13 protein-coding genes and 1 other annotated feature are annotated in these 19,602 nt (G+C 31.9%); of the genes, 4 read left to right on the top strand and 9 right to left on the bottom strand.

Translation table 11 applies throughout. The features are described from left to right. The first annotated feature begins 172 nt into the window (after window positions 1-172). Complete coding sequence (locus DWX74_RS02885) at window positions 173-2,905, top strand: transglycosylase domain-containing protein (protein ID WP_286164164.1); 2,733 nt, start codon at window positions 173-175, stop codon at window positions 2,903-2,905. A 127-nt stretch (window positions 2,906-3,032) separates the two neighbouring features. On the opposite strand, the gene DWX74_RS02880 is transcribed toward DWX74_RS02885, so the two are convergent. Continuing rightward, on the bottom strand, window positions 3,033-4,649 hold the full coding sequence (locus DWX74_RS02880) for a DEAD/DEAH box helicase (protein ID WP_118548632.1): 1,617 nt from the start codon (window positions 4,647-4,649) through the stop codon (window positions 3,033-3,035). Between the two features lie 557 nt (window positions 4,650-5,206). Here DWX74_RS02880 and pflB point away from each other — a divergent pair. From pflB to DWX74_RS02865, 3 genes are all read left to right on the top strand, one after another. Beyond that, complete coding sequence (pflB, locus tag DWX74_RS02875) at window positions 5,207-7,441, top strand: formate C-acetyltransferase (protein ID WP_118548631.1); 2,235 nt, start codon at window positions 5,207-5,209, stop codon at window positions 7,439-7,441. Window positions 7,442-7,487: 46 nt separating this feature from the next. Then, the gene (pflA, locus tag DWX74_RS02870; protein ID WP_118548630.1) at window positions 7,488-8,228 is read left to right on the top strand and encodes a pyruvate formate-lyase-activating protein; all 741 of its coding nucleotides are present in this window, start codon (window positions 7,488-7,490) and stop codon (window positions 8,226-8,228) included. A 130-nt stretch (window positions 8,229-8,358) separates the two neighbouring features. After that, on the top strand, window positions 8,359-8,904 hold the full coding sequence (locus tag DWX74_RS02865) for a nitroreductase family protein (protein ID WP_006440713.1): 546 nt from the start codon (window positions 8,359-8,361) through the stop codon (window positions 8,902-8,904). A gap of 57 nt (window positions 8,905-8,961) precedes the next feature. Here DWX74_RS02865 and thiI read toward each other — a convergent pair whose 3' ends face one another. From thiI to DWX74_RS02825, 8 genes are all read right to left on the bottom strand, one after another. Continuing rightward, complete coding sequence (gene thiI, locus DWX74_RS02860) at window positions 8,962-10,137, bottom strand: tRNA uracil 4-sulfurtransferase ThiI (protein ID WP_118548629.1); 1,176 nt, start codon at window positions 10,135-10,137, stop codon at window positions 8,962-8,964. A gap of 54 nt (window positions 10,138-10,191) precedes the next feature. Continuing rightward, window positions 10,192-11,346 carry a cysteine desulfurase family protein gene (locus DWX74_RS02855; protein ID WP_118548628.1) on the bottom strand — a complete coding sequence of 385 codons (1,155 nt, stop codon included), beginning with the start codon at window positions 11,344-11,346 and terminating at the stop codon, window positions 10,192-10,194. Between the two features lie 818 nt (window positions 11,347-12,164). Next, window positions 12,165-12,890 (bottom strand): amino acid ABC transporter ATP-binding protein, encoded by a 726-nt coding sequence (locus DWX74_RS02850; RefSeq protein WP_118548627.1) that lies wholly within the window; start codon window positions 12,888-12,890, stop codon window positions 12,165-12,167. Between the two features lie 25 nt (window positions 12,891-12,915). After that, window positions 12,916-13,587, bottom strand: coding sequence for an amino acid ABC transporter permease (locus DWX74_RS02845; protein WP_118548626.1), 672 nt, complete (start codon window positions 13,585-13,587; stop codon window positions 12,916-12,918). 60 nt (window positions 13,588-13,647) lie between these two features. Continuing rightward, on the bottom strand, window positions 13,648-14,472 hold the full coding sequence (locus tag DWX74_RS02840; protein ID WP_118548625.1) for a transporter substrate-binding domain-containing protein: 825 nt from the start codon (window positions 14,470-14,472) through the stop codon (window positions 13,648-13,650). Between the two features lie 80 nt (window positions 14,473-14,552). Next, entirely contained in the window at window positions 14,553-15,392 is an 840-nt protein-coding gene (locus DWX74_RS02835; protein WP_118548624.1) for a transporter substrate-binding domain-containing protein, read from the bottom strand. A 266-nt stretch (window positions 15,393-15,658) separates the two neighbouring features. Further along, window positions 15,659-15,870, bottom strand: a binding site (T-box leader). 71 nt (window positions 15,871-15,941) lie between these two features. Further along, window positions 15,942-17,834, bottom strand: a complete 1,893-nt coding sequence (locus DWX74_RS02830; RefSeq protein ID WP_118548623.1) for an ATP-dependent helicase — start codon at window positions 17,832-17,834, stop codon at window positions 15,942-15,944. Between the two features lie 67 nt (window positions 17,835-17,901). Then, window positions 17,902-19,485, bottom strand: a complete 1,584-nt coding sequence (locus tag DWX74_RS02825) for a ClC family H(+)/Cl(-) exchange transporter (RefSeq protein ID WP_118548622.1) — start codon at window positions 19,483-19,485, stop codon at window positions 17,902-17,904. Between the last annotated feature and the right edge of the window lie 117 nt (window positions 19,486-19,602).

The following is a 19,602-nucleotide window of genomic DNA, read 5'->3' as shown; positions in this document are numbered from 1 at the left end:
AATTTTTATATTCACATATAATTGTAAGCAATAATTGCCGACTTACATTATAATATATTTTTTTTCGCTTTATTTCAAGACTTCCACACACTTTATTTGTTTTTCTGTAAGAATACCCAACATTTTATATTTGTGTTATAATAATGTCTTAGAATAAGGAGGTACACTACTTATGAAAAACGACAATAATAGTGATAATAAAATAAGAAGGAGAAAGGCCTCTTCTTCAAGTTCTTCTTCAAAGACGTCTGTTAGAAATTCTTCTGCTACTAGAGCTAGCAGTAGTAGCTCTTCTTCAAATAATAGTAGAGGTTCTAGCGGTTCATCTAGAAGTGTTAGGAATTCATCTTCTTCAAATGTAAAAAGAAAAAGAAGAGTTCCATCTAGTAAGAGAAAAAGAAAGGTTTCTAAGGTCAAGTTATTTGGTATGACATGCCTAGTTCTATTTGTTGTATTGGGTGCAGCTGCTGGTGGGTTAATATTCTCATCACTTAGAGATGTCAAACCTGTTACACTTGCCGATTTAAACAAAAGAACTTATGTAACTACTACACTTTTATACTCAAATGGAGAAAAAATGTCTACTGCACCTAGTGTAAATAAGAAGACCCCTGTTCCACTGTCACAGATGTCTCCTTATCTTAAAGAAGCTATAGTATCTATAGAAGATGAGCGTTTCTATCAGCATGGAGGTGTCGATCCTAAAGGTCTGGTAAGATCTGTTGTTATGAGACTATTTGGTAAAAGACAGGGTGGTTCTACTATAACTATGCAGGTATCTAAAATGCTTTTAACTAGTACTGAACAAACAATGTCTCGTAAAATAAAAGATATGTATTACGCTATTGAGATGGATAAAAAGCTCAAAAAAGACGATATACTTGAGTTATATTTAAACAACTTTTTCGTTGGTAAAGGTTTAGCTGGTGCCGAGGCCGGAGCTAGAGGATATTTTGATAAATCTGCAAAAGATCTTACTTTAGCTGAATCTGCGCTTCTTGCTGGTTCAACTAAAAACCCTTCAAAATACTCAGCTTATAAGAGTGCTAAGTTAGATGGAACTGAAACAAAAGAAGATTTAGACCATCGTATACTTACTTTTGTAAATACTGAAGATGATGACTTTGATGAACCTACTGAAGCTGAGTTAAAAATGGTAGATAAATTATACGAATGGGGGCTTATAAACGAAGGAACTTACAAACAGGCTAAAACAGCATCTATCGTTATAAGAAAAGCTGTAAATAACCCAGACGCTAAAGAAAGACAGGAAACTGTTCTTGCTAAAATGAAAGAATTAGGGTACATTACTCAGAAGGAATATACTGAAGCTTTAGCTGAAGAAATAGTTATAAAATTACCTGAAGAATCTAATAAGGTTTCTAACTCTGTAGAAGATTTAATAGAAAGCAAAGTTATTTCTGCACTTATAGATCAGGGTAATACTAGAGAAGAAGCTGAAAATATGTACTACAATGGCGGTCTTATAATAAATACTACAATAGACCCTAAAATCCAAGAAGCTATTGAAGCTGAATACAAAAATACAAATAACTTCCCTGGAAATATTGTAGGTCCTGATGGCGTTCTTCAGCCTCAGTCAGCTACAGTAATAATCGACTATAGAAATGGTCAGATAAAAGGGCTTGTAGGTGGTAGAAATATCTCTGGTAGAAAGACTCTAAATAGAGCTACTACTCCTAGACAGCCTGGTTCTACTATAAAACCTCTTGCAATATACACTCCTGCAATAGATACTATGTCTATTACACAGGCAACTGCTTTTAGTGATGCCAGAGGTGGATATAGATTCGAAGAAAATAGAAAATGGAATCCAAAAACTACTACTGCTGGTGCTGGTTCTATGAGTTTAAGATTAGGTTTAGCTAAATCTTCTAATACAGTCGCAGTTAAAGTTGCTGAGCTTCTTGGTGATTCATATGACGACTGTGTTGATGTTATGATAGATTACCTTAAAAACTTTGGTATAACATCACTTGCAGATAATAAAGCTACTACAGATTCTAATAATACAGATAGACGTTTCCCTGCACTTACACTTGGAGGTTTAACTTATGGTATATCTCCACTTGAAATGGCGACTGCTTATGGTGCATTAGCTAATGGAGGTCAATATATAGAGCCTACAATATTTACTAGTATAGAATCATTTGACCACCAGTCAATTGTAGATAGCAATCCAGAAAAGAAAAGAGTTGTCGATCCTCAGGTCGCATATGTTATGACAGACATGTTAAAAGCTGTTATAAATGAAGGTATTGCTAAAAAAGCAGCTCTTCCAAATGGAATGCCTACAGCTGGTAAAACAGGTACAACAAACAGCTCTAAAGAAGCTTGGTTTGTTGGATATACACCTTACTATGTTGGTGCTACATATATAGCTGACGACGCAGGTGTAAGAGATGCTGAAGGTAAAATAGTTAAAACTAGAAATATAGGTGGAGGAAGTACTTCTTCTGTTCTACTTTGGCAGAAAATAATGACTAAAATTCACCGGAATTTAGAGAAAAAAGACTTTGATAAGCCAGAAGGAATATACTTCACTAAAATAAATCTTCAGGATGGAGGAGCATCATCTTCTGGTTCTAATGCCGCATTTATCGATGGTACTAGCGCTACTAGAGTAACTACAGCTCCTTCTACAGAAAAGAAAGAAGATACTGCTGCTGAAAATCAGAATAATACAACTGGTAATGCTGGTGGTAACTCTGGCGGAGGAAATAACGGAAACTCTGAAAATAATGATAATAACAATAATAGTAACAACAATAATAATCCTTCTGATAACAACGCTGGAGATAATAATGCCAATAATAACAATGGAGGAAATAATGCTCCTGATAATGGTGGTAATACCGGCGATAATACTGGAGTAGGTAACTAATTTTTTTTAAAAATAAATAAAAAAATAAAAAGCTGTTGCACGATTTGCAACAGCTTTTTTAATGTTAATATTTTGATATAAGTTTTTTATTTTTCTTTTTTATTTATCGTAATTTTTTAATTGCTAATTATTTTTTCTTTTTATTAGCTTTTTCTATGTTTAATTTGTTTCCTTTTATTTTTTTATTTTTCATTTTTTCTATTACTGTTTTTGCTTTTTTCTTAGGAACTTCAACAAATGTAAATTTGTCATATATATCTATAGTACCTATTGTTTTTCCTGGTATTCCAGCTTCACCAGCTATTGCACCAAGTATATCCTTAGCCTGTACTCTCTGTTTTTTACCAACATTTATGAATAATCTTACCATACCATCTTTGGCACCTGAAGATTCTTCTCTTCTTCTATTTTTCTTAGGTTTTTCTTCTACTATTTCTTCTTTTTCTTCTTCACCCATAGCTAATTTAAGAAGTGCTGCAGCTATATCAACCATTGAATAATCTACATCTTCATTTTCACAGAAGTTTTCTAACCACTGTATCTGTTTAGCAAGTTTTCCTTCGTTGGCAACTCTCTTAACTTCTTCAAAGAATGCTCCAACCTTTTTCTCTTCAACATCGCCTACCGTAGGTATTGAATGTTTTTCAAGTTTTGATTTAGTGTATCTTTCTATATCTTTCATTTTTCTCATATCTCTTCCGTATACGAATGAGAATGAAAGACCTTCTCTACCTGCTCTACCAGTTCTACCTATTCTATGAACATAGTACTCTTCGTCCTGTGGTAAATCGAAGTTGAATACGCATTCAACATCATCAACATCTATACCTCTAGCTGCAACGTCTGTAGCAACTAGTATGTCTATAGTACCATTTCTGAATTTATCCATTACGATATCTCTCTGTACCTGTTTTAAATCTCCATGTAATGCATCTGCAAAGTATCCTCTACCCTGTAATTCACCTACAAGTTCGTCCGCACCTTTTTTTGTATTACAGAAAACTACAGAAAGCTTTGGATTGTAAACATCTATTAATCTTGATAAAACTTCTATTTTATTAGAAGATCTTGTTTCTATGTAGTACTGTTTTATATTTTCAACAGTTAATTCTTTTCTAACAACTTTTATATGTTCTGGTTCGTTCTGATATTTTTTAGTAAGCTCAAGTATTGCTTTTGGCATAGTAGCTGAGAAGAATGTAGTCTGTCTTTCTTCTGGAACATTTTCTAGAATAGTTTCTATATCTTCTCTGAATCCCATGTCTAGCATTTCATCTGCTTCATCAAGTACGACCATCTTAACATTTTCTGGTTTTATTGTTTTTCTTTTTATATGGTCTATAGTACGTCCTGGAGTACCGATTATAACCTGTACACCGCCTTTTAAAGCCTTTATCTGTCTATCTATAGGCTGTCCTCCATATATAGGAAGAGTTTTTATTCCCTGCATGTATTTTGCAAGTTTTCTTATTTCCTGAGATACCTGTATAGCAAGCTCTCTTGTAGGACAAAGTACTATAGCCTGAAGTGATCTATCATTTGGATCTATCTTTTCAAGTATAGGGATTGAGAAGGCTGCAGTTTTACCTGTACCTGTCTGTGCCTGTCCTATTACATCTTTACCTTCTAATATTACTGGTATTGACTTTGCCTGTATTGGAGATGGCTCTTCAAACCCCATTTCAGCTATTGCTTTCTTTATATTCTGATTTATGTCTAAATCTTCAAATCTTTTTATTTCCATAAATAATTCCTTTCCGTCTCTAATCTAAATACTAACTTTTCTATTATATACCCTTACAGAACTTATGTAAACCTAAAACGTCAAAATAAACTTCGTATAACACTCTAAAATATCTAGAAAAAATGTTTTCCATATAATTCGAAACGTATCGAATATTATTTTTTTTTGTTTTTTAGATCTTATTTTTGTTTTTTTTAATCACATATAACATATTATTATTTGATATCTTTTATCATTTTTATTTATTTCTGTTTAAGTCTTTTTTAAAAGGGGTATATCATAAGCAATGTTATTATTACTAAATAAAAATCATATTTTATGCAGATAATTTTATTTTTATACTTATATATTTTTTTATAATCAAAATCAGAGTTTTCTGAAATTATACATGTTTTTACTATATGTATCACTTTTTTCTATATACGATGTAAACATTTTTCAAAAAATATATAAAAATATTTGTATTTTCGTGTATACAATATGTAAAATTTATGGTAATATAACAATTGCAGATTATTTTATTTTTTATATAATTTTTTTATTATGGAGGTAACCAAATGACTACAGCTTGGAATGGTTTTAAAACTGGAAACTGGAATAAAGAAATAGACGTTAGAGATTTTATCCAGTTAAACTACACTCCTTATGAAGGAGATGCTTCTTTCTTAGCAGGAGAATCAGAAAGAACTAAAAAATTATGGGATGAAGTTGCTGATCTTTGTAAAAAAGAAATAGCTAATGGTGGAACTCTTGATGTTGACACTACAACTATAACAGCAATAGATGCTTACAAACCAGGATACATAGACAAAGAGTTAGAACAGATAGTAGGGCTTCAGACAGATGCTCCTTTAAAAAGAGCTATAATGCCTTACGGTGGTATAAGAATGGTAGAAAATTCTTGTAAAGCTTATGGATATGAATTAGATCCAGAAGTATCTAAAATATTCACTAAATATAGAAAAACTCACAACCAGGGTGTTTTCGATGCTTATACTAAAGAAATGAGAGCATGCAGAAAATCTGGTATAATAACTGGTCTTCCAGATGCTTACGGAAGAGGTAGAATAATAGGAGACTACAGAAGAGTTGCTCTTTATGGTGTAGACAAATTAATAGAAGACAAAATGGCTCAGAAAAATTCTTTAGAGCTATCAACAATAGATGAAGATACAATAAGATTAAGAGAAGAAATATCTGAACAGATAAACGCTTTAGAAGCATTAAAAAGAATGGGTGAAAGCTACGGATTTGATATATCTAGACCAGCTGAAAACTCAAAAGAAGCTGTTCAGTGGTTATACTTCGGATATCTTGCAGCAGTTAAAGATCAGAACGGTGCTGCAATGTCATTAGGTAGAACTTCTACTTTCCTTGACATATACTTTGAAAGAGATTTAAAAGCTGGAACAATAACAGAAGAAGAAATACAGGAATTAATGGACCACTTTGTTATGAAATTAAGAATGGTTAGATTCCTTAGAACTCCAGAATACAATGAATTATTCTCAGGAGACCCAACTTGGGTAACTGAATCAATAGGTGGTATGGGAATAGATGGTAGAACATTAGTAACTAAAAACTCATTCAGAGTTCTTAACACTCTTTACACTCTTGGACCATCACCAGAACCAAACTTAACAGTACTTTGGTCTACTAGACTTCCTCAGGGATTCAAAGATTTCTGCTCAAAAGTATCTATAGACACTAGTTCAATACAGTACGAAAATGATGACTTAATGAGAGAATACTGGGGAGATGACTACGGTATAGCTTGTTGTGTATCTGCAATGAGAATAGGTAAACAGATGCAGTTCTTCGGAGCAAGAGTTAACGTAGCTAAAACTCTACTTTACTCTATAAACGGTGGGGTTGATGAAAAATCAGGTGCTCAGGTAGGACCTAAATTCGAACCAATAACTTCTGAATACTTAGATTACGATGAAGTAATGTCAAAATTCGACTTATTCACTGATTGGTTAGCAAAATTATATGTAAATACATTAAATGTTATACATTACATGCATGATAAATACTCTTATGAAGCATTAGAAATGGCTCTTCATGATAGAGATGTATTTAGAACTATGGCTTGTGGTATGGCTGGTTTATCAGTTTGTGTTGACTCATTATCAGCTATAAAATACGCTAAAGTTAAAACTATAAGAAATGAAGAAGGAATAGCTGTTGACTTCGAAGTTGAAGGAGATTATCCAAAATACGGAAACAACGATGATAGAGCCGATGAAATAGCTGTATTCATAGTTAAAGACGTAATGGAAAAAATAAAGAAAAACAAAACTTACAGAAACTCTTACCCAACTCAGTCAATATTAACAATAACTTCAAACGTTGTTTACGGTAAGAAAACTGGTAACACTCCAGACGGAAGAAGAGCTGGTGAACCATTTGCTCCAGGTGCTAACCCAATGCACGGAAGAGATAACAGCGGTGCTTTAGCTTCTCTAGCTTCAGTTGCTAAACTTCCATACGAATACTCTCAGGATGGTATATCAAATACATTCTCAATAGTACCAAAATCTTTAGGTAAAGACATGGATGAAAGAGTAACTAACCTTTCAGCTATGTTAGATGGATACTTTGCTCAGAAAGCTCATCACCTAAATGTTAACGTATTTGATAGAGCTACTCTTGAAGATGCTATGGAACACCCAGAAAAATACCCACAGTTAACAGTTAGGGTTTCTGGATACGCAGTTAACTTCATAAAATTAACTAGAGAACAGCAGTTAGACGTTATAAACAGAACATTCCACAACAAAATGGCTTAATCAGAAGTAACTTATCCTTTCTGATTGGCAGAAAGGCTTGGTTTAAATGGTAAAAGGAAGAATACATTCAATAGAAACTTTCGGGACCGTAGACGGTCCCGGAATAAGATATATAGTATTTTTACAGGGCTGCCCTTTAAGATGTAAATACTGCCACAATAGAGATACATGGAATAAAAATGGCGGTACTGAAAAGACAGCCGAAGAAGTTGTTCAAGATGCTTTAAAATATAAAACATATATGGAGTTTTCTGGTGGTGGACTTACTGCCTCTGGTGGTGAAGCTACTGCACAGCCTGAATTCCTATATGAGCTCTTTAAAGAAGCAAAGAAAAATGGATTAAATACTTGTTTAGATACATCAGGATGCACTAAAGCAACTGATATAGCACATATACTAGAACTAACTGACACAGTTCTTTTAGATCTAAAACATATGATTCCTGAAGATGCAAAATCACTTGCTGGAATCGATATAAATTCAGCTATAGAATTTGCTAGATATCTTGATGAAAAAAACATCCCTGTTTGGATAAGACATGTTCTTGTTCCAGGGGTTACAGATTCAGAAGAAAACCTAAACAAAATGGGTGAATTTGTATCTACTCTACACAATGTAGACCGTTTTGAAATCCTTCCTTATCACACTTTAGGTGTTCACAAATGGGAAGAACTTGGACTAAAATATCCTCTTGAGGGAGTTCCTCAGGCTGAGGATGAAGATGTAAAAAGAGCTAAAGATATCATAGAAAAATATGGTGTCGAAGTATACAACAAATTTGATTAATTTTAATCCCCAATCTACTTTTGGTTGGGGATTTTTTATATCTATAATAATAGTTTTTATCAGAAATTTATAATATAATTATAATTAGAAGTAAACAATTATATATTTAAAATAGAGAGGGGATATTTATATGAACTTTGAAAACTGTGTAAAAGAAAGAAGAAGTGTCAGAAAATTTACTGAAGAAAAGATTTCTCATGAAACTTTTGAAAAAATAATTGAATTAGCTAGATTTGCTCCATCATGGAAAAATTCTCAGACTGCAAGATATCATATAATAGAAGATACTGATATAAAAACTAAAGTAGCTGAAGAAGCTGTTATGAACTTTGTATTTAACGAGAAAACAATAAAAAGAGCTCCTGCTCTAGTAGTACTTACTGCTGTAGGTAAAAAAAGCGGATACGAAGAAGATGGTAGCTTCTCTACTTCTAAAGAAGACCGTTGGGAAGTATTTGATGCAGGTATAGCTTGTCAGACATTCTGCTTATCTGCTTATAATGAAGGTGTTGGAAGTGTTGTTCTTGGAATATTTGACGATAAAAAAGTTAAAGAAATATGCGAAATTCCAGAAGAAGAAAATGTAATGGCACTTATAGCTGTTGGATACAGAGATGGTGAAGCTAAAGCTGCTCCAGAAAGATTAGAAGTTAAAGATTTAGTTTCTTTTAAATAATTACAAAAAGACTCATCAATCCAATTAATTTTGGACGATGAGTCTTTTATTTTTATATTATTCTACTTCACAAACTATTGTTTCAATAGTTGCCATAGCACCTTCTATAAGTGCTTCTATATCTAATTTTTCTTCTGATTTTTCTATTCTTTCTAATTTAGGTTTTGTTATAGGTTTCTTAGGAGCAAATACACTACAGCAATCCTCTTCTGGAACTATTGATATATCATAAGTCCCTATTTCCTGAGCTATATCTATTATATCTGATTTATCCATAGCTATAAGTGGTCTAAACACTGGTAAACTACAAACTGCATTAGTACAAGTTAATCCATATATAGTCTGAGATGCAACCTGTCCTATACTTTCACCTGTAACTATAGCTTGACAATGTCTCTGCTCTGCTAATCTCTGAGTTATCATCATCATAAATCTTCTTGAATGTATAGTAGTCTCTTCTCTATTTAATTTTTCAGTTATTTCTTTTTCTATTTCAAGTATATTGCAACAATGTACTTTTATTGGTCCACAGTATCTTGAAAGAGTTCTAGCTAAGTCTAAAACTTTTTCTCTAGATCTTTCACTAGTGAATGGGTATGTGTGGAAGTGTATACATTCTATATCCATACCTCTCTTAGCAACCATCCAAGTAGCTACTGGGCTGTCTATCCCTCCTGAAAGAAGTGACATAGCTTTACCAGCAGTTCCCATTGGTAATCCACCATAACCTGGTACAGAGTCTGTATAAACCATTGTATTTAACTCTCTGTATTCACATCTAACCTTAACTTCTGGATTTCTAACATCAACTTTTATTCTGTCCTTAACATTAGAAAGTATATATCCTCCGATATCTATACTCATTTCCTGAGATGTAAGTGGAAGAGATTTATCTCCTCTTCTTGATTCAACTTTGAAAGTCTTAGCACCTTCTTCTATCTTCTGTTCGATTAATTTTAAAGCTGTAGCTTTTAGTACATCGTAGTCTTTTTCAGCTTTTACTCCTGGACAAACTCCTACTATACCAAAAACTTTTCTAACTTCTTCCATTACTTCTTCATAATTGTCGTCATTTACATCAACGTATATTCTTCCATATTCTTTGTAAACATTGTATTCACCTAGTGGTTTAAGCATATTTTTTATATTTTTTATAAGCTTATTTTCGAAAAGGTATCTATTTTTTCCTTTTACTCCTATTTCTCCGTATTTAACTATTAATATATTGTACAAATCGGCACCTCTTTTCAATTATTTTTTATATTCTCTCTAACCTTTGTATTTTAATTATTTTCTTATTCTGATTATCTTTCTTAAATCTTCAACAGAATCCCTTAATATCTCTACAGCCTTAACTATTTCTTCTTCTGTATTCATATCAGATAAACTAAATCTTATTGCTCCTTCTATCTCATCTGGTGTAAGTCCCATAGCATTTAGCACATGACTTCCCTTTTTCTTTGATGAGCAAGCAGAACCTGTAGAAACATATACTTCCTTCTGTTCAAGATAATGTAAAAGCACTTCTCCTCTTACATCTTCAAAAGATACATTTAATATATGACAAACTCCATCTTCTGGAGAATTTATCTTAACACCCTCTATATTTTTTAATATCTCTTCTTTTAAAAGATTCTTCAACGAATTCATTTTTTCTATAGATCCATTTAAATCAGAGAATAATTTTGATACTGCAGCTCCCATGCCGTATATTCCAGGCACATTTTCTGTTCCAGATCTTAAATTACTTTCCTGACCTCCACCAGTTACAAGTGGCTTAAAATTATTTCCATCCTTCATATACATAAATCCTATTCCCTTTGGACCATGTATTTTATGGGCACTGACACTCATAAAATCTATATTGTACCTAGATGGTCTAAATTCTACCTTTCCATATCCCTGAACAGCATCTACATGGAAAAATACTTTATTCTTTCTATTTTTTAGTAAGTTGCCTATTTCCTTTATCGGCTGAATACTTCCAACCTCGTTATTTACAAACATAACACTGACTAAAATAGTATCTTCTCTTAAACTCTTCTCTACATCCTCTATACTTATCTTTCCTTCAGAATCTACAGGTAGATATGTAACATCAAATCCATCCTTTTCTAAATCCTCTAAAGTGTTTAAAACTGATGGATGCTCTATAGAAGTAGATATTATATGTCTTCCTCTCTGCTTATTGAGATTTGCACAACTTCTGATAATCATATTGTTGCATTCTGTTCCACCAGAAGTAAACACAATCTCTTTTTCCTTAGCTCCAAGAGTCTTAGCGATATTTCTTCTTATATCTTTTATATTCTTTTCTATTTTCATACCCATTCTGTGCGCTGCAGATGGGTTTTCATAGTCTTCTGTAAGTGCTTTAACCATACTATCAACTACTTCCTGATATGGTTTTGTAGTCGCACTATTATCTAAATATATTCCCATTGATAACACCTTTCCTCGCTTAAAAAGTATTTAAAACGTATATCATTTTATTATAGCATATTTTTACTTTTAAAAATATACGATTATAATATTTATCACTTTCTTATTTGAATTTTATTTTTAATGCAATTAAATTTCTTCTTATTAAATTCATTTTTAAAAGAGTTATTTTTTTAACATAATTACAGGTATTTTTATATCTTTTAAAACGTATATAATAATATTTTATTATAGATAATTTTCTTGTTACAACCTATACCTTTTTAAATTTTTCATACTAAATTTGTTTAAATTTCAACATTTAGATATAAATTTTAAATTCTTTACAAGAAAACGTTAATCTTGTATACATTATTATACAAATATACTATTTGTATTTTATCATCTATAGATAAATACAATATTAAATTTTTCTTACTCTAATTGACAAATTTATATTTATTTAACTTTATAATAAATATTCATTGATTTTTTAATGATTTTTTGTTAAAATTTAATTAAGGTTATCCCCCTGGTAACCCCAGTTAGTTAATATATCTATTCCCAGTACCCTTTCAAAGGGATATATTTTATGTTTATTGAATTTAGTGTGAAAATTACGGAAGTTTTCACACAAGAAAAAAGAAGCTTACCCCGAGCTTCTTTTTTCATGCCTATTTTTAAATTTTTAATTATATTAATTCATCTCTATTTTTTAATACATTTAAGAATTTTTTAGTTCTTTCATTCTGATATATACAAAAAGAAGGGCAGTATCTTTGATACTGTCCTCCTAGCTGATTTTATATAATTAACTCAAGAGAGTAATTAACTGATCATTAAGATAATACTTTTGCAAAGAACTCTTTTGTTCTTTCATGTGTTGGGTTATTAAATACCTCTTCTGGAGTATTATCTTCTATTATTTTTCCTTCATCTACAAATATAACTCTATCCGCTACTTCTTTAGCAAATCCCATTTCGTGAGTTACTATTGCCATTGTCATACCATCCTGTGCTAGTTCTTTTATAACTTCAAGAACTTCTTTAACCATTTCTGGGTCAAGTGCTGATGTAGGTTCGTCAAATAACATCATATCTGGTTCCATAGCAAGTGCTCTTGCTATAGCAATTCTCTGTTTCTGACCACCTGATAACTGTGCTGGATAAGTATCTTTTTTGTCGTAAAGTCCAACTCTTTTTAAAAGAGTTTCAGCTTTCTTTTCAGCCTCTTCTTTACTCATCTTTTTAAGAGTTATAGGAGCTAAAGTTACATTTTCTAATATTGTTTTGTGTGGGAAAAGATTGAAGTGCTGGAACACCATTCCTATGTTCTGTCTTACTTCATCTATATTTGTATTTTTATCTACTAAGCTTTTTCCTTCAAATATTATATCCCCTGATGTAGGAGTTTCTAAAAGGTTCATACATCTTAATATTGTACTTTTACCAGATCCAGATGGACCTATTATAACTAGTATTTCACCTTTTTCAATTTCTAAATCTATACCTTTTAGTACCTCGTGGTCACCAAAAGATTTATGTAAATCTTTTATCGTAATCATAATTCTCACTTTCCTTTATCTATAATTAATTTGATGCAGCCATCTTCTTTTCAAGAAGACCAACTAGTTTTGATAGAGTAAATGTTAATACGAAGTAGATTGCCGCTGCGAATAGATATGGGCCAAAACTATCGTATGTAGCATTTTTAACTGTATTAGCAGTAAACATTATGTCGATTACTCCTATGAATGATAGTATTGCTGATTCTTTTACTAATGAAACAAATTCATTCGCTAATGATGGAAGTATGTTTTTAACTGCCTGAGGAACTATTACGTGTTTCATAGTTGCCCAGTAGCTAAGCCCTAGTGATCTACTTGCTTCCATCTGACCTTTATCTACTGACTGTATTCCAGATCTCATTATCTCTGCTACGTATGCACCAGAGTTTATAGATAATGCAAAAGCACCTGCTATAAAGTCACTTGGTATTCCAAATAAACTTGGGAAATTAATTCCAACCTGTGGAAGTCCGTAATATATGATTGATAACTGTACTAAAAGTGGTGTATCACGAATTACTTCTATATATATTGTTGATAATGCTTTGAATATGCCATTTTTTGACATTTTAGCTAAGCAAAGTATAAGCCCTATTATAAAACCAAAGAATAATGCTATAAATGATATTTCTATAGTTGTTAATGTTGATTTTATAAAGGTTGGTAAATATGGTCCTACAAAATCAAAACTCATGTTATATCTCTCCTATCCCCTTACAAAAGAATTCTTATTCTTTATCGTATTTGTTTCTTATTATTCCTGAGCAGCTAAAGCTGAATTGTCTTCTAATGATTTCTGAAGATCGTTAGCTACGAAATCTTTTACTGCTTTGTTTATTGCTTCTAAGTATGCTGTGTTGTTTCCTTTTTTAACTGCTATAGCCATACTTTCTTCTGCATCACCTTCTGGTAAATTGAAGCTAGATAATGCTATACCATCTATCTGATTTATGTTTATTAAACCAACTGTATCATTAACTATTACTGCATCTACATTTCCATTTTTAAGTTCCATCATTAAATCTGGCACTGATTCAAGAGATTTTAATCCAGTACATCCTATTTTATTAGCGTATGTTTCCTGTATTGAACCTTTCTGAGCTGCAACTTTCATTGATTTAACCTGATCTTCAGAAGTTATTTTATCTTCTTCACCTTCTCTTACTATAAGTACGTTTTTACCAGTGTAGTATACATCTGAGAAATCTACATTTTTCTTTCTTTCTGGAGATGGAGACATTCCTGATATAACCATATCAACTTTGTCTGCTTTTAAAGCTCCTACTAATCCATCAAATGTCATTTCTTTGAATTCTACGTCTACTCCGATTTCTTTAGCTACTGCATTTGCTAAATCTGCATCAACACCTGCTATTTTATCTGCTCCGTCTTTTGTTGAATGGAATTCAAATGGTGGATAGTCAGCTGACATAGCTACTACTAATTTACCACTTTCTTTTACTGCGTCTAGTTTATCTGCTGCTTCAGAAGATTCTTCTCCTCCTCCGTTGCCACAAGCTACTAAACCTAAAGATAATACCATTGCCATTCCTAAACTTACTAATTTTTTCATTTTCATTTTAATTACTCTCCTTCATGTTATAAATTTTTTATTATTTTTTATTTTAGTCATTATTTAAAATCAGCTTTTGTATATTACTATTTATTTTCCTGTGTTGCTAAATCTGTATTTTCTTTTAATGATTTTTCAAACTCATTAGTTTTGAAGTTACTTACTGCTTTATTTACTGCTTCTAAGAAAGCTTTGTTGTTGTCGTCCTGTTTTACAGCTGCTGCCATACCTTCTTCAGAATCTCCTGCTGGAAGTTCTAAGTTAGCCTGAACAAGTCCACCCATTTCCTGCATGTTTAATATACCAACTGTATCGTTTACTACTACTGCATCTACATTTCCATTTTTAAGTTCTGTCATAACATCTGGTATAGCTTCAAGAGATTTTATAGAAGTACATCCAAGTTTTGTTACATATGCTTCCTGTATTGAACCTTTCTGAACTGCTATCTTAAGATTTTTTAATTCATCTACTGATTTTATTTTATCTTCTTCTCCTTCTTTAACTGCTACTATGTTTTTACCAGTGTAGTATAAATCTGTAAAGTCTACGCTTTTATCACGTTCTGGTGTTGGAGACATTCCTGAAAGTATGATATCAATTTTATCTGCTTTTAATGCTCCTATAAGTCCATCAAATGTTATTTCTTTGAATTCTGCCTCTACACCTAATTCTTTAGCTATTGCTTCTCCTAGATCTTTGTCAACTCCTGCTATCTGATCTGAACCACTAGCAGTTGAGTGGAACTCAAATGGTGGGTAGTCTGGGTATATACCTACAACTAATTTTCCACTTTCTTTTACCTGTTCTAATTTGTCTGATGTTGATGAAGTTGAAGCTTCTTTATCTTCTCCTCCACTGCAGGCTACTAAGCCTAAAGATAATACCATTGCCATTCCTAAGCTGATTAATTTTTTCATTTTCATATGAAACCACTCCTTTTTTTAATTTTTCCTTTTTTGTTTTTTAGTTTTTTTGGTATTTTGGTAGTTTGTCGCCAATCTGAATTGGTAGTTCAGATACAACTGTCCAGTTTTGAGTAATAAAAAAGTCCCCTAGCTAATTTTACTTAGCTAAGAGACGAATTAACCGCGTTACCACTCTTATTGATAGGTTTAAATACTATGTAGTAATTAGTGAATTCTTTTTAGTCTTTCGAATTTAGGAATAAAAAAATCTCTTAGTCCGAAGACTAAGAGACGAATTAACCGCGTTACCACTCTTATTGATAAGTATTTCTACCTACCCTCTCAAACCCTTAAGGCGGGCGACCTAATTCCATACTATTATTTCTGGAATTCTCCTCAAAAGTTCTCTTCACTCTATACTTCATTATCGGACTCACACCAAACTCCGACTCGCTGGAAATCCATTATAGGCTACTCTCTTTGTCACTGGATTTATATGTCTTTCAGTTGTTGATTATTATTATACTTTTACTATTTCTTTTTGTCAACAATTTTTTGAAAATTTTTTTACTTCTTTATTTTTACTCTTTTATTTGTATCTTCCATCTCTTTTACAAATCTAGATACCTGTATTTTTTTTGAGTATCTATTTTTAGGAGAACTTATACAAACATTATTCTTCGCTCTTGTAACCGCTACATACATAAGTCTTCTTTCTTCCTCTATCTGAGATTCTTTTTTATCATCATCTTCAATATCACATGTCTTTTCATGCGGAGAAATTCCTTCACTTGCTCCAATTACATATACATTTTCAAATTCAAGCCCTTTTGCACTGTGCATTGTGGTAAATATTACTCCATCTTGCTGCGAATTTAGAGTATTTTCTTCTGCCTTTTTCTTTATCATTTCAATATGATCTAAAAATTCTTTTATCGTTTTGAAATTTACAGCAGAGCTTTCAAATTCATTCATTATCTCTATAATTCCAGCTGGCTTAATTTTTCTATTTTGACAATAATCCAGAATATATCTATCATAATCCAATGTAGACCTTATATATGATATTGCGTACTTAGGCTGCAAAGTTTTTATATATCCCATATCTATATCTAGTTCTTCTAAAGTTCTAATCTGTATCTTTTTTAAATCACATTCAGACATAAGGCATCCGATAAAGTTTTTAGACGCCTTCGCCTTTGATATAGCTACTTTTGGAATATATCTAAGAGGTCTATTTATTATTCTCTCCCAATCCATATTCCTATTAGGATCTAATGCCAATTTTAAATATGATATAATGTCACAAATTGCCCAATGACTGTATATAGTTACCACAGAGTCCTTTACACTAAATGGAATTCTCATATTCATAAAAACGTCTACAAGAGCTCTCGACTGAATATTAGTCCTGTATATGACCGCATATTCACTGTACTCATCGTCGTTTTCTTGTACTTTTTTCTGTATTTCCTTAGCTATAAATGTAGCCTCTTCTTCCGGGTCATAAGGCTCTATATACCTAACAGATGCACCCTCTCCAGATGCACATTTTATAGTTTTTTCAAATCTATTTAAGTTGTTTTTAATTAAGCTGTTTGATATATCTATAATCTCTTTTTTAGAGCGATAATTTACATCAAGAAAAATCTTCTCAGTACCTCCAAAGTACTTTTCAAATTCTAAAAGAAAATCTGGTCTAGCACCTCTAAATCCGTAAATACTCTGGTCTTCATCTCCAACAGCAAATATATTATTTAAAGGATTTGCAATCATTCTTATAATCTCAAATTGTACCCTATTTATATCCTGAAACTCATCTATAAGTATATATTTATACACATTTCTTACAAAATCCAATCTATTTGGATATTCTTTAAGCATATAATATGTTCTAATAAGCATATCATCAAAATCTATTTTTCTTACATTTTCCTTATAACCTTCATACATAGAGTATACTCTTGTAAAATCATCCCTTGTGAGTACATCAGAATTAAAATCAGAAGGATTCATTAGTTCATTTTTTATATAAGAAATCTCAGTCATTATCTGAGTAATTGTATCATCGTCATCAGTATTTTCTATTTTAAGATTTTTTATTATATTCTTTATAGCATATCTTTTTTCTTTGTCATCGACTATACTTTTTAGCTGCAGATTTTCAAAATATCTCAACATCCTAAAGAATACCGAGTGGAAAGTACCACATGTAACTTTTGCTAATCTAACATCATTAGATATTGCCATTAATCTATTTTTCATTTCCATAGATGAAGCCTTTGTAAAACTTATCGCCAAAATTCTAGCTCCTGGAATATTTTTATTGAGAACCATATTTGCAATTCTATATGTTATAACTCTAGTCTTTCCAGAACCAGGACCTGCAAGAACCATGCAAGGGCCCTCTATATGCTCTACAGCCTTTAATTGGTTTTCATTTAAACTATCTAAATTCATACTTTTCTCCTCCTTTCTCAAAAGTCTTATCTATTGTAAGTATCAACATATATTTTCATTTTTATATCTATTCATTGACAGTTGTCAAAGTTGATATTGTTTTTAACTCTTCTAGTACATAAGGAGAATTATCTTGAGAAGTCATTACAGTTATTAAATCGCCATGTATAAGCGTTAAATCACCTTTTGGAATTATTTCCTTTTCTCCCCTATTTACAGCAACTATTAAAGATGTTTCCGGCCATTTTATCTCTTTTATCTTTTTACCATCTGCCATACAATCCATATCTATTGAAACTTCAAGCAATGTTTTCTGTTTAGACGCACCTTTATATTCGTTTGCACTGTGTTCTCTAGCAAGAAGTCTATCAAGTAGGCTTTCATATATAGGCTCTCCTTTTAATACATCTGCTGTCAACTGCGCAACTACACTAACTATTGCAAGTGGTAGTAGATGAGCAAGAGATCCTGTCATTTCTGAAATTAATATTATACCTGTTATAGGTGCCTTTACTATTGCAGCAAAATGTCCTGCCATAGCTAGTACGACAAAGTTCATTATATATATACTAGGTATTCCAAGATATCTTATTGATATAAGTCCAACTATATTTCCTACAAGTGCACCAAGTACTAAAAGTGGGAAGAATATCCCTCCTGGCACTCCTGATCCAAAACATATAAACGTAAAAATAAATTTAACTACTAAAAATACTATTAATGTCATAAGCATAAAATCTGTGCTTTGAAGCTCCATTATAAGCTCATGTCCACCACCTATAAGTATTGGTGAAATCATTCCTATAACACCTGTTATAAAAAATGGTATCATTATTTTTACATATCTATTTAATTTACTTTCCTTAAACATCTTTTGAGTTTTTAGTATTCCACTATTGAATATAACACCGCTAATTCCAACAGCTATCCCCAATATTATAAGTACCCAGTAATATTTTATCGGCATTATATTTAACTGATTAAACTTTAAAGATGGTATTATACCAAAGAACTGTTTTGCAACACAATCGGCTGTAAGTGATGCAATCATAGCAGACAATAAAATCATTGGCGAGAAGTTTTTATGAGCCTCCTCAAGTGCAAACATAACTCCAGACATAGGTGCATTAAATGCTGCTGAAAGGCCTGCACTAGCTCCACAAGTAGTTAGATACACTTCTTCATAGTCTGGCTTCTTCCCTTTTTTAGAGAATTCTTCACCTATACATCCACCCATCTGAACAGAAGGGCCCTCTCTACCCACAGAAAGACCTGCACCTAAACAGATTACTCCCCCTACAAACTTATAAAATAATACCTTCATCCGGTTTATGCTTAATTTTCTTGAAAGTATTCCCTCTAACTGTGGTATACCACTTCCTGAAATCATAGGCTCTTTCTTTACAAATTCTGCAACTACAAAAGCCGATGCCGCAAGTAATATAAATACCGCTGGTATCATAAGTATATTTTTATCCGCATATCCATAAAGATAATTAAAAAATACAGCTAATTTTGATGCTAATATTCTATAAACAACTATAACAACACCTGTTATTATTCCGACCATAAGTGAATCCAAAATAAGCCTATTTTTTATAGTTCTAGTTCTCTGAAATATATCAGAAATCTTTAATCCTTTTCCGTCCATAATTCACCTCTCGCATTAATATCCTTTTTTATTTTTATTTCAATTTTTATTATTACTTTACTTGAAATTTTCACACTCTATTAGTATATCATAAATTTTCTTAAAAAAAGATTTTGC

This window comes from Peptoclostridium sp. AF21-18 (assembly GCF_003478825.1).
Taxonomy (GTDB): domain Bacteria; phylum Bacillota; class Clostridia; order Peptostreptococcales; family Peptostreptococcaceae; genus Peptacetobacter.
The sequence above is the reverse complement of the archived record's forward strand: the minus strand, read 5'-3'. Positions and strand labels throughout refer to the sequence as shown.

Bases quoted from the DNA above. Each gene is read 5' to 3' on its own strand.
- DWX74_RS02825 (WP_118548622.1), bottom strand. From the start codon at position 19,485: ATGGACGGAAAAGGATTAAAGATTTCTGATATATTTCAGAGAACTAGA.
- DWX74_RS02845 (WP_118548626.1), bottom strand. From the start codon at position 13,587: ATGAGTTTTGATTTTGTAGGACCATATTTACCAACCTTTATAAAATCA.
- DWX74_RS02885 (WP_286164164.1), top strand. From the start codon at position 173: ATGAAAAACGACAATAATAGTGATAATAAAATAAGAAGGAGAAAGGCC.
- DWX74_RS02855 (WP_118548628.1), bottom strand. From the start codon at position 11,346: ATGGGAATATATTTAGATAATAGTGCGACTACAAAACCATATCAGGAA.
- DWX74_RS02835 (WP_118548624.1), bottom strand. From the start codon at position 15,392: ATGAAAATGAAAAAATTAATCAGCTTAGGAATGGCAATGGTATTATCT.
- DWX74_RS02865 (WP_006440713.1), top strand. From the start codon at position 8,359: ATGAACTTTGAAAACTGTGTAAAAGAAAGAAGAAGTGTCAGAAAATTT.
- DWX74_RS02830 (WP_118548623.1), bottom strand. From the start codon at position 17,834: ATGAATTTAGATAGTTTAAATGAAAACCAATTAAAGGCTGTAGAGCAT.
- DWX74_RS02880 (WP_118548632.1), bottom strand. From the start codon at position 4,649: ATGGAAATAAAAAGATTTGAAGATTTAGACATAAATCAGAATATAAAG.
- pflA (WP_118548630.1), top strand. From the start codon at position 7,488: ATGGTAAAAGGAAGAATACATTCAATAGAAACTTTCGGGACCGTAGAC.
- DWX74_RS02840 (WP_118548625.1), bottom strand. From the start codon at position 14,472: ATGAAAATGAAAAAATTAGTAAGTTTAGGAATGGCAATGGTATTATCT.
- pflB (WP_118548631.1), top strand. From the start codon at position 5,207: ATGACTACAGCTTGGAATGGTTTTAAAACTGGAAACTGGAATAAAGAA.
- DWX74_RS02850 (WP_118548627.1), bottom strand. From the start codon at position 12,890: ATGATTACGATAAAAGATTTACATAAATCTTTTGGTGACCACGAGGTA.